Genomic DNA, 11472 nt, shown 5'->3' on the forward strand with positions numbered 1-11472 from the left:
GAGGGTTGGGGAGAGGGGGATCAAGCTCTGAAGTCGCCCTCTACTCCCCCACCACCCTCCGCACCACCGGATCATCCAGATCCCACCCTCCCCCGATAATCGCAGCCAGTTGCACAGTGGCCGCCAGCCGCTCGGCATGGATATCCACCGCCACCCGCCGGGCACTCAGGGTAATGTTCTGCGCCGTAGCCACCTCCAGGAAGGACACCTGCCCTGCCCGATAGCGGTTGTTGACCACCCGTTCGTTTTCCTCCGCCAGATCCAGCAGCTCGGCCTGCTGATCGGCCTTCTCGCTGAGGATCTGTAAGGTCGCCAGCGCGTCTTCCAGCTCCCGCAACCCATCGATAACGGTCTGCCGATAGAAGGCCGCCTGCTCGTCGTAACGGGCCACGGCGATATCCCGGGTGGCTTCCCGCCGGCCGCCATCAAAAATCGTTTGCGCCAGGCTCGGGCCGAGGGACCAGACCCGCGCGGGGGCATCGAAAAGACCGCTGAAGCTGCCGCTCTGCACACCGCCCCACAGGTCCAGGGTTACATCCGGCAGCCAGGCGGCCTGAGCGACACCGATGCGGGCATTGGCGGCGGCCACCTGGCGTTCGGCGGCGACCACGTCCGGGCGCCGGGCAATCAGTACTGCCGGCAGGCTGCGCGGCAACGTGGGGATGGCTGGCAAGCCGTCCTGCTCGGCGAGGGCCAGACCCACCGGTGCTACACCCAGCAGCGCCGCCAGCGCATTCTGTTCCCGGGCCCGGGCGGCCTGCAGGTCGTACATGTCTGTACGCACCGACTGCAGCTGGGTCTCGGCCTGGATCACGTCCGAGCGGGAAACGATGCCGGCGCCGTACTGGTTGCGGGTCAGGGTGGCCGAGCGTTCGAAGGCAGCCAGGGTGTCACGCAGGATGGCCTGCTGCCGGTCCAGCGCGCGCAGTCGGATATAGGAGTCGGCCACTGCCACCTGGATGGCCAAACGCGCCGCCGCAAGATCTGCGGCACTGGCCTGCAGGCCAGCCTGATCCGCCTCGATGCTGCGCCGCACACGGCCCCACAGGTCCGGCGCCCAGCCTATCTGCAGGCGTGCATCGTACTGGCTGCTGTTGGAGCGATCATTGCCTCCGCCGCGACTGGCGCTGACGCTGGCCCCCACCTCCGGAACCAGCTCGCCACGGGTCAGGCGCCACTGGGCTTCGGCGGCACGGTAGCGGGCCTCGGCCTGGGCCAGGGTCTGGTTTGCGCTCTGGCTCTGCTCAATCAGAGAAACGAGCGTCTCGTCACCGAAGGCCTGCCACCAGCTGCCGCTGGCCGCCCAGCTGCGCTCGGGTACCGGCTGCCAGCCGTCCTGGTGGCGCAGCTGGCTGGTGTCGATGGTGTCAGGGCGCTGGTAATCCGGTCCCAGGGTGCAGGCAGAAACCAGCAGTGCAGCGGAGAGGACGAAAATCACGGCAGAGTTGTTCATGGCGATGCGTTCACAGAATCAGTGGGGTTACCCCGGCGGCGCAGCACCCGCTGGCGCAGGCGCTCCAGATAGAGGTAGATGACCGGGGTGGTATACAGCGTAAGCAATTGACTGACCGCCAGCCCGCCGATGATGGTGATACCCAGCGGCCTGCGCATTTCCGCCCCCTCGCCGAAGCCGAGCACCAGCGGCACGGCACCGAGCAGGCCCGCCAGGTTGGTCATCAGGATCGGCCTCAGGCGCAACAGCGCGGCCTGACGGATCGCTTCCTGGGGCGATAGCCCCTCCCGCCGCTGCCCCTCGAGGGCAAAGTCGATCATCATGATGGCGTTCTTCATGACCACGCCTATCAGCAGGAACAGGCCAAGCAGCGCGATGAGGCTGAAATGGGTCCCGCTCAGATGCAGCGCCAGCAGCGCGCCCACACCTGCCGAGGGCAGCGTCGAGAGAATGGTCAGCGGATGCAGCGTGCTCTCGTAGAGCACGCCCAGCACCAGATAGACAGCCAGCACCACCCACAGCAGTAACCAGGGCTGATTGAGATTGACGCTGAAATCCGGCCCGCGGGACAGGGTCGGCACGGTATGCACAGTGGAAGGCAGCATGATCTCGGCCAGCATCCGATCGATCGCCTGTTCCGCCTCGAAGGCGGTAACCCCCGGCGCCAGCGCATAACCCACGCCCACCGACGCGAACTGGCCGTCATGGCGCACCCGGTCATTGGCCATGCCGTAACGCCAGCTGGCAAAGGCAGACAGGGGCACCCGACTGCCATCATCGGTTATCACTTCGATCTGGGCCAGCACAGCGGGGTCGGCGGTGTACCGCGGGTCCAGCTCCATCACCACCCGGTACTGGTTGAGCTCGTCATACAGGGTGGCGACCTGGCGCTGGGAAAAGGAGTTGTTCAGCACCGAAGCGATGGTCGCCATGTCCACCCCCAGACGCCGTGCCGCCTCACGATCGATATCGAGCATCACCTGGCGGGTTTCCTCGCCGCCGGCCGCATCCACATCGACCAGCTCCGGCATCTCCTGCATCGCCTCGGACACCCGCCGGGACCAGACCTTCAGCTCATCCAGCGAATCGGAACGCAACACCACCTCGTGCTCGCTGCGACGGAATGGCGAGCCCAGGTAGATGTCCTGATCCACCATGAGCATCATCATGGCGCCCGGAATCTGCGGTGCATTCAGACGCAGGCGGTCGACCACCTCATGGGCCGATACACCCCGCTCGCGCAGCGGCTTCAGGCTGATCGACAGCTGGGCGTTGGTGGTGCCGCCGGCGCCGCCACTGGTGCCGGTCAGGTCCTGCACCGCCGGATCAGAAAGGATGTACTGGCGGTACGCCTCGATCTTCGGCTGCATGACCTGGAAGGAAAAGCCATCATCCCCGCGCACGAAGCCGCGGATCTGGCCGGTATCCTGCTGCGGCAGCGCTTCCTTGTCCAGACTTGCATACAGCCCGACGGTGGCCGCCATCACCCCCGCCAGTGCCAGCAGCACAATGACGCCGTGGCGCAGCGACCAGTCCAGGCTGGACCGATATCCGTCACGCAGGGCATCGAACAGCGCACCGGTATGCACCGCCAGGCGCCCGGGCCGGCGCTCCCGCTGCGCCCTGAGCCACAGCGCACAGAGGCTGGGCGTCACGGTGATGGACACCAGCAGCGAGATCAGCATGGCGCCGGCCAGCGTGATGGAAAATTCGCGGAAAAGCCGCTCCACCACCCCGCCCATGAACAGAATGGAGACGAACACCACCACCAGCGCCACGTTCATCGCCAGCAGGGTAAAGCCCACCTCCTGCACCCCGCGCAGCGCAGCGGCAAAGGGCGTCAGTCCATTGTGGATATGCCGCTCGACGTTCTCCAGCACCACGATGGCGTCATCCACCACCAGCCCGGCGGCAACGATCAGCGCCATCAACGACAGATTGTTGAGAGAGAAGCCCTGCAGGTACATCACCAGGAAGCTGCCGATCAGGGACACCGGCAGCGCCACCGAGGGAATCAGTGCGGTGCGGGCATTGCCCAGGAACAGCCAGACCACCAGCACCACCAGCAGCGAGGCCAGCACCAAGGTGAACTGGGCCTCGTTGAGGGTGGCACGGATCACCGGCGAGCGATCCATCACCACGCTCAATTCGCTGTCAGCCGGCATCAGCGCCTGCAACTGCGGCAGCTGCTCATGGATGGCGTCGATGGTGCGCACGATGTTGGCACCGGTCTGGCGACTGATCATCAGGATCACCGCTGGGTGATGGTTATGAAAACCGCTGGTATAGCGGTTCTCCACCGAGTCGGTAACTGTGGCCAGATCCCCCAGACGTACGACGGCGCCGTCCCGGTGGCGGATGATCAGGTTGCGATACTCGTCGGCACTGCGCAGCGCATCGCTCAGGCCGACCCGCCAGCGGTGTTCGTCGTCCTCGATCAGACCCAGCGGAAAGATCGCGGTGCTGCGGCTGATGGCCGACCGCACCTCGTCCAGAGCGATGCCGTTGTGCAGCAGCGCGCCTGGGTTGAGCTGCACCCGCACCGCCGGCAGCGACGCACCGGCCACACTGACCTCCCCCACGCCACTGATCTGTGCCAGTTTCTGCGCCAGGATGGTCGAGGCCGCATCGTACAGCGCACTGTCCGCCAGGTTGGGCGAGCTCAGCGCCAGCGCCATGATCGGTGCCTGGGACGGGTTGATCTTGCGGTACTGGGGATTGCCCGGCATGCCCGCCGGCAGCTCGCCACGCACGGCATTGATCGCCGCCTGCACCTCCCGTGCGGCTTCGTCGATATCACGGTCCAGTTCGAACTGCAGCATGATCTGGGTCGAGCCCTGATTGCTGCTGGAGGTGATGGAGATGACCCCGGAGATGGCCCCCAGTGCCCGCTCCAGCGGAGCGGCAACGGTACTGGCCATACTCTCCGGGCTGGCCCCCGGCAGGCTGGCACTGACGGTGATCACCGGAAAGTCCATCTCCGGCAGCGGCGCCACCGGCAGCAGGCGCCAGCTCAGCAGTCCGCAGGCCAGCACCGCCAGCGCCAGCAGGCAGCTGGCAACCGGGCGGCTGACGAACAGACGGGCCGGGTTCATCCGTCGCTTCCCGCCAGCCCGGCCCGTTCCCCGCCCGCACGCCGGCCCAGGCGGTCGAAGAACAGATACACCACCGGCGTGGTGAACAATGTCAGTACCTGGCTGACCAGCAGCCCGCCGACCATCACCAGGCCCAGTGGCTGGCGCAGCTCGGCCCCCGACCCGCTGGCCAGCATCAGCGGTATGGCACCGAACAATGCCGCCAGGGTGGTCATCAGGATGGGCCGGAAGCGAAGCATGGCGGCACGGTGGATTGCCGCCCGGGGGGCCATGCCCTGGTTGCGCTGGGCCTCCAGCGCGAAGTCCACCATCATGATGCCGTTCTTCTTCACCAGCCCGATCAGCAGCACCACTCCGACCACCGCGATCATGTCCAGTGAGCGACCGGTGAGCAGCAGCGCCAGCAGCGCACCGACCGTGGCCGAGGGCAGGGTCGAGAGGATGGTCACCGGATGGATGGTGCTCTCGTAAAGCACACCCAGCACGATGTACATGGTCAGGATGGCCGCCAGAATCAGCCACAGGCTGTTGGCCAGCGACGCCTGGAACGCCTCCGCTGCGCCCTGGAAGCGGGTCTCGATCTCCGCCGGCATCTGCAGCTGCTCCCGGGTCTGCTCGATGGCCGCGACCGCCTGACCCAGCGAGGTGCCGGGCGCCACGTTGAACGACACCGTTGCCATCGGAAACTGGCCCTGGTGGTTGACCATCAGCGGTGTGGAGCGCTGGTGCAATCGCGCCACACTGGCCAGCGGCGCCTGACCGCCGTTGGCAGTGGGCACGTGCAGGCTGCGCAAGGCCTGGGGACCATCGGCCAGCGCCGGGTCCATCTCGAGCACTACCCGGTACTGGTTGGACTGGGTGAACAGGGTGGAAATCTGCCGCTGTGCGAAGGCGTTCTGCAGCACGTCCGCCACAGTGGCCACGTCCACGCCCAGGCGCGCCGCAGCGTCCCGGTCGATCTCCAGATACAGCTCCTGCCCCCGGTGCTGCAGGTCGGAAGCCACATCCGCCAGCTCCGGCCGCCGGGCGAGTGCATCCACCAGCTGCGGCACCCATTCGCCCAGCGTCTCGCTGTCCAGACTGGTGAGGGTGAACTGGTACTGGGTACGAGCCACCCGGTCCTCGATACTCAGCTCCTGGACTGGCTGGAACCAGGCCTGGATACCGTCCACCTCCGTGGCCCGCGAACGCAGCCGATCCATCACCGTGAACACCGATTCGCTGCGCTCGCTGTGCGGCGGCAGGTTGATGAACATGCGCCCGCTGTTGAGACTGGCATTGGTGCCGTCCACACCGATGAAGGAGGACAGGCTGGTCACCCCTTCATCCTTCAGCAGCGCCGCGCCCAGCGCCTGCTGGCGTTCCGACATGGCGGCAAAGGAGACATCCTGCGGCGCCTCGGTCACTACCTGGATCACACCGCTGTCCTGTACCGGGAAGAAGCCCTTGGGCACCGCCAGATACAACAGCGCGGTCAGCACCAGCGTAGCCAGCATGACCAGCAGCATCAGCGCCTGGCGATCCAGGACCCAGTCGAGCATCACGCCATAACGGCGGATCACCCTACTCATCAGACTCCTGCCCTCCGCTTCCTGGTCGTGGGCCGGGGGCTGGCGCAGCATACGAGCGCACATCATCGGGGTCAGGGTCAGGGACACTACCAGCGAAATCGCGATGGCCACCGCCAGGGTGACGGCAAATTCGTGGAAGAGTCGGCCGACCAGATCGCCCATGAACAGCAGCGGGATCAGCACCGCGATCAGCGAGACGGTCAGGGAAATCAGCGTGAAACCGATCTGCGCCGCGCCGCGCAGGGCGGCCTGCATCGGCGAGGCACCCTGCTCCCGGTGGCGGGCGATGTTCTCCAGCATGACGATGGCATCGTCCACCACGAAGCCGGTAGCAATGGTCAGCGCCATGAGCGTGAGGTTGTTGATGGAGAAGCCCATCAGGTACATGAAGGCAAAGGTGCCGACCAGCGACAGCGGCACGGCGACACTGGGGATGATGGTCGCCGGGAGGCTGCGCAGAAAGGCGAAAGTCACCAGCACCACCAGTGCTATGGCCAGCAGCAGTTCCTTCTGCACGTCACGCACCGAGGCGCGGATGCTCTGGGTGCGGTCGGTCAGCACCATCACGTCCACCGAGGCCGGCAGGGTGGCGGTCAGCTGCGGCAGCAGCGCCTGCACCCGGTCAGCCACCTCGATGACGTTGGCGCCGGGCTGGCGCTGAACGTTGAGCAGCACGGCCGGCTGGGTATCGGCCCAGGCGGCGAGGAAGCGGTCCTCGGCACCGTCGATGATGTTCGCCACATCCCCCAGGCGCAGAGCCGCACCGTCCTGCCAGGTGAGGATGAGATCACGATAGTCCTCCACCGAGCGGATCTGATCGTTGGCGTCCAGCATGGTGGTGCGGTGCGGCCCGTCGAAGCTGCCCTTGGGCTGATTGACGTTGGTGGCGGCAATCGCCGCGCGCACGTCATCCATGCCCAGCTCGCGTGCGGCCAGCACCGAGGGGTTGACCTGTATGCGCAGGGCCGGCCGCTGACCACCGGCCAGGCTGACCATGCCGACCCCCGACAACTGGGCCAGTTTCTGCGCCATGCGGGTGTCGACCAGATCATGCACTTCGGGCAGCGGCATCGCCTCGGAGGTGATGGCCAGGGTGAGAATGGGCGCATCTGCCGGGTTGACCTTGCGGTAGATCGGCGGCGCCGGCAGGTCGTTGGGCAACAGGCTCTGAGCCGTGTTGATCGCCGCCTGCACCTCCTGTTCGGCCACGCCCAGGTCCACCTCCAGGGCGAACTGCAGGGTAATCACCGAGGCGCCGGCGGAACTGGTGGAGGACATCTGCTTGAGGCCGGGAATCTGCCCCAGATGCCGCTCCAGCGGTGCGGTGATGGTACGGGCGGTCACCTTGGGGCCGGCCCCCGGCTGGAAGGTGAACACCTGGATGATCGGGTAGTCTACTTGGGGCAATGCCGCCACCGGCAGCATGCGCCAGGCAATCAGGCCGGTGATGAGGAACGCCAGCATCAGCAGCGAGGTCGCCACCGGTCGCAATATGAAAGGCCGGGACAGGCTGTGCTGCCCTTCGGCGCGGCCGTTGTCGACCGCCATGTCAGTCGCTGCCCCGCTCGCTGATGACCACTTCGCGACCGTCGCGCAGACGATCCAGCCCTTCCAGCACCACCAGTTCGCCGGCGTCCAGCCCCTCGGTGACGGCCACGCGGCCATCGGCACTGGCCCCCAGGCTGACAGTACGGGCATAGGCCTTGCTCTCGGCGGCATCGACCACGTAGACATAGGTGCCCCGCGAACCGAACTGCACCGCGTCCGACGGAATGGTGATCACCGAGGCCAGGGTGTGCAGGCGCAGGCGTACGTTGACGAACTGGTTGGGGAACAGCGCATCATCCTCGTTATCGAATACCGCCTTGGCCCGCAACGTGCCGGTCGCTAGATCGATCTGGTTATCCAGTGTCTGCAGCCGGCCGCTGGCCAGCACATGCTGCTCGTTGCGGTCCAGTGCCTGTACGGGCAGCTCGCCTTCCCCTGTCACTGCCCGGCGCAGGGCCGGTACGTCGGGCTCCGGCACGGTGAACTCCACCGCGATCGGGCGCATCTGGGTGATGCTCACCAGGCCCTCGCTGTCTCCGCTGCTGATCAGATTGCCCGGGTCTACCCGGCGCAGGCCCAGCCGCCCGGAGATCGGCGCCTCGATGCGGGTCCAGGACAGCTGCAGACGGGCATCCTCTACCTGGGCGCGATTGGCCTTGAGGGTGCCGCGCAGCTCCTCGACCAGCGCGCGCTGGCTGGTCAATTGCTGGCGGGCAATGGAGTCCTGCTCATACAGCCCTTCGTACAGCTCCAGATCGGCCTGAGCGTTGGCCAGCTGGGCCTGATTCTGCTGCAGCTGCCCTTCGGCCTGGGCCAGACGGGCCCGGTAGGGTGCGGGATCGATTTCCGCCAGCAGGCTGCCCTGCTCCACCTCCGCGCCCTCGGTAAACAGCACCCGCAGCAGCTCACCGTCCACCCGGCTGCGGATGACCACGTTATTCAACGGCGTAACGGTGCCGATGGACTGGATCTGCACATCCAGGCTGCCCTTTTCCGCGGGCACGGCATACACCGGCACCGGCTGGTTCCAGGCGCTGCGCATGGGCATGGACTCGCTGCCCGGGTTGCGGGTCAGCAGATAACCTCCCGCCAGCAGGAAGAGGATCACGCAGAAAATACCGATCAACCGCCGTTGGCGCGTGGACAGAGGGGAAGTATCAGTCATGGAAGGCACACATCTGTAGATCCGGTGAAAAGGGGCGACAAGAAAGCCGCATACCCGGAGACGAGCATGCGGCTTTCCTCAACCCGACGTGAACGCTCAGTAGCGCTCGATGTCGGCCTCATCCTGCAGTTGCTGACGCAACGCGGCAAAATCCTGCTCGCCGGTCTGCCCGCGGACGAAATCCGCGTACATCGACCCTTCCTCCTCGGCCAGCAGATCCTCCGGTGTCGCTACACCGCGCAGCTCCACTATCCACTGGCTGCCATCAGGCTGGCGGAAATGCCCGTACACAGGCGCGTCATCCGGGTGCGGCATGGAGAACACGCTGCGCAACAGGGCCTGATGCACATCGCGGTTGGTGCGCGAGACGGCCTCGTGGGCCTGCCATTGCTGACCGAGCTGCTCTGCAGTACCGCTCACCGACAGCTCGCCGCTGCGCAGGCCAGCCACTATCTCACCGGCGCGCTGTTCGGCCTGCTCCACTGCCTGCTCGAACTGCAGGCGATCGGCAATGTCTGCCTTCACTTCGGCCAGTTCACGCTGCTCCGGCAGCAGATGCTCTTTGACCCGCACTACGGCGACGGTGTCGGCATCCAGTTCGATCAACTGACTGTTGCGACGATCCAGCAGCACGTCATCGCTGAAGGCGGCCGCCATCACCTTCGGATTGGCGGTCAGACCTTCCCCACCGCTGCGTTCAACCGGGCCGTGGGTTTCCAGTTCGACGCCGAGCACACGAGCCGGCTCGGCCAGATCCTCGGACTCGTACGCCAGGTTCGCCAGCTCGCGGGAGGCCTCGACAAATCGGCTGGCAACCTGTTCGTTCTTCAGCTCCTGCTCAAGACCCGGGCGCATCGACTCCAGGGTGGGCACATCGGCCGACTGCAGGTCGGTCAGCTTGATCAGGTGGTAGCCGAAGCTGCTGCGCACCGGTTCGGACACTTCGTTTTCCTGCAACGCATACAACACCGCCTCGAAGTCCGGATCGAAACTGTCACGCTCGACATAACCTAGGTCACCACCATTGTTCACGGTGCCGGGGTCCTGGGAGAACTCCCGCGCCAGCGCGGCAAAATCCTCACCGGCATCGATCCGCGCCTTGACCTCACGGGCCTGCTCGAGCACCGCCGCCTCGTCCCCTTCGATCTCGAACAGGATATGGCTGGCGCGGCGCTGCTCGGCCAGGTTGCCCACCTCGCGGTGGTACAGGGACTCCAGGGCTGCCTCGTCAACTTCCCCATCGTCGAAGAAGTCCGAGCGTGACAGTGTCAGGGTCTCCAGCACCACCTGCTCCGGACTCATGAAGTCGGCCTGGTTGGCCGTGTAATACTGCTCCACCTGCTCGTCGGTCACTGTCACCGCATCGGCGTCAAGATCCAGCTCGATCACCGCGAAATCACGGCTCTGCTTCTCCAGACGGGCCAGCTGCAGCTGTTCACGGGGCGTAGCGAAGGACGTCGCCTCGTAGGCGTTGCGCAGCTGGGCCAGCATCAGTTCCTGGCGCACCAGATCACGGAAGGCCATCCGCGAACTCATGCCCATGCTGCGAATCACCACATCGAAGCGGTTGGCATCGAACTGGCCATTGACCTGGAAGTCGGGGGTGTTCAGCAGCATCTGGTCGATCATCTGTTCGGAGACACGCAGATTGGCGTCACGCGCGCCCTCCAGCAGCACGGCCCGATCGATCAGCCCCTGCAGTACCGAGTCACGCAGCACCTGGTCATCGATCATGTCGGGATCGAACTGCTCGCCCAGCTGCTGGAGTTGCTGGGTCAGCTGGCGGCGTTGCAGGGACACGGCCTGCTCCAGTTCGGCGCTGCTGATGGTGGTGCCATTCACCTCTGCCGCCTTCTGCTCGTTACTGGTGAAGCGGCTGATGGACTCCCAGCCGGTCAATGCAAAAACCAGCACAATGACGCCGACGATCACTTTCGCGACCCAGCTCTGCGCCTTGTCCCTCATGTTCTGAAGCATCGTGCCCCCAATCCTCTGGTCGATTACCTGATGCGCTGCAGGTAAGGGGCGGCTGCGCGGGCAGCCACCTGATTATTCTTTACAACAAAAAAAGGCGCACCAGAAGATGCGCCTTTCGGGAACTGACTGAACCTCTGTGTCTGTGCTGCTGACCAGGAGTCCGCTGCATGCGGCACAGGGTGTATGCGCCGGCATGTCCTGTCAGTTTCGTGACGCTATCAGTTGACAGCGTCCTTCAGTGCCTTGCCAGCCTTGAAGCCCGGGATCTTGGCGGCGCTGATTTCAATCGGCTCACCAGTTTGCGGGTTGCGACCGGTACGGGCAGCACGCTCCTTGACGGCGAAAGTGCCAAAACCAACCAGAACAACCGAATCACCCTCTTTCAGAGCACCGGTAATGGACTCGATGACGGCGTCCAGAGCACGACCGGCAGCAGCTTTGGGAAGATCGGCAGATGCAGCGATGGCATCGACCAGTTCAGACTTGTTCACTCTAAGTCCCCTTATATCTCTCAATGAGTTAGTTAGTCGTTATGTAAGCTTGTGGTTCTAGCAACGCTGTGGCCAGTCAGCATACCTGCTTGGGTCGAAGCACGCTTTATATCAAGCGGTCAAAAACCATGTCAAGGAATGCTTCTGATAACGGCAACATGGCGCTGGGTCG

At 65.1% G+C, this 11472-nt stretch carries 6 protein-coding genes; all 6 read right to left on the reverse strand.

The annotated features are described in order from the left end of the window. Positions 1 to 40 precede the first annotated feature (40 nt). The 6 genes from IEW63_RS05630 to hbs all read right to left on the reverse strand — a co-directional run bounded on the left by IEW63_RS05630 (position 41) and on the right by hbs (position 11300). Positions 41 to 1453, reverse strand: a complete 1413-nt coding sequence (locus IEW63_RS05630) for an efflux transporter outer membrane subunit (RefSeq protein ID WP_188635640.1) — start codon at positions 1451 to 1453, stop codon at positions 41 to 43. Further along, positions 1450 to 4548, reverse strand: coding sequence for an efflux RND transporter permease subunit (locus IEW63_RS05635; RefSeq protein ID WP_188635641.1), 3099 nt, complete (start codon positions 4546 to 4548; stop codon positions 1450 to 1452). The genes IEW63_RS05630 and IEW63_RS05635 overlap by 4 nt, the downstream gene beginning before the upstream one ends. Further along, positions 4545 to 7667 (reverse strand): multidrug efflux RND transporter permease subunit, encoded by a 3123-nt coding sequence (locus IEW63_RS05640; RefSeq protein WP_188635642.1) that lies wholly within the window; start codon positions 7665 to 7667, stop codon positions 4545 to 4547. Before IEW63_RS05640 ends, IEW63_RS05635 begins: the two co-directional genes overlap by 4 nt. Before the next feature lies 1 nt (position 7668). Continuing rightward, positions 7669 to 8832 carry an efflux RND transporter periplasmic adaptor subunit gene (locus IEW63_RS05645; RefSeq protein WP_188635643.1) on the reverse strand — a complete coding sequence of 388 codons (1164 nt, stop codon included), beginning with the start codon at positions 8830 to 8832 and terminating at the stop codon, positions 7669 to 7671. Positions 8833 to 8928: 96 nt separating this feature from the next. Beyond that, complete coding sequence (locus IEW63_RS05650) at positions 8929 to 10809, reverse strand: SurA N-terminal domain-containing protein (RefSeq protein ID WP_188635644.1); 1881 nt, start codon at positions 10807 to 10809, stop codon at positions 8929 to 8931. Positions 10810 to 11027: 218 nt separating this feature from the next. Further along, on the reverse strand, positions 11028 to 11300 hold the full coding sequence (hbs, locus tag IEW63_RS05655; RefSeq protein ID WP_188635645.1) for a non-specific DNA-binding protein Hbs: 273 nt from the start codon (positions 11298 to 11300) through the stop codon (positions 11028 to 11030). Positions 11301 to 11472 lie beyond the last annotated feature (172 nt).

Source organism: Halopseudomonas pertucinogena (assembly GCF_014646575.1).
GTDB lineage: Bacteria > Pseudomonadota > Gammaproteobacteria > Pseudomonadales > Pseudomonadaceae > Halopseudomonas > Halopseudomonas pertucinogena.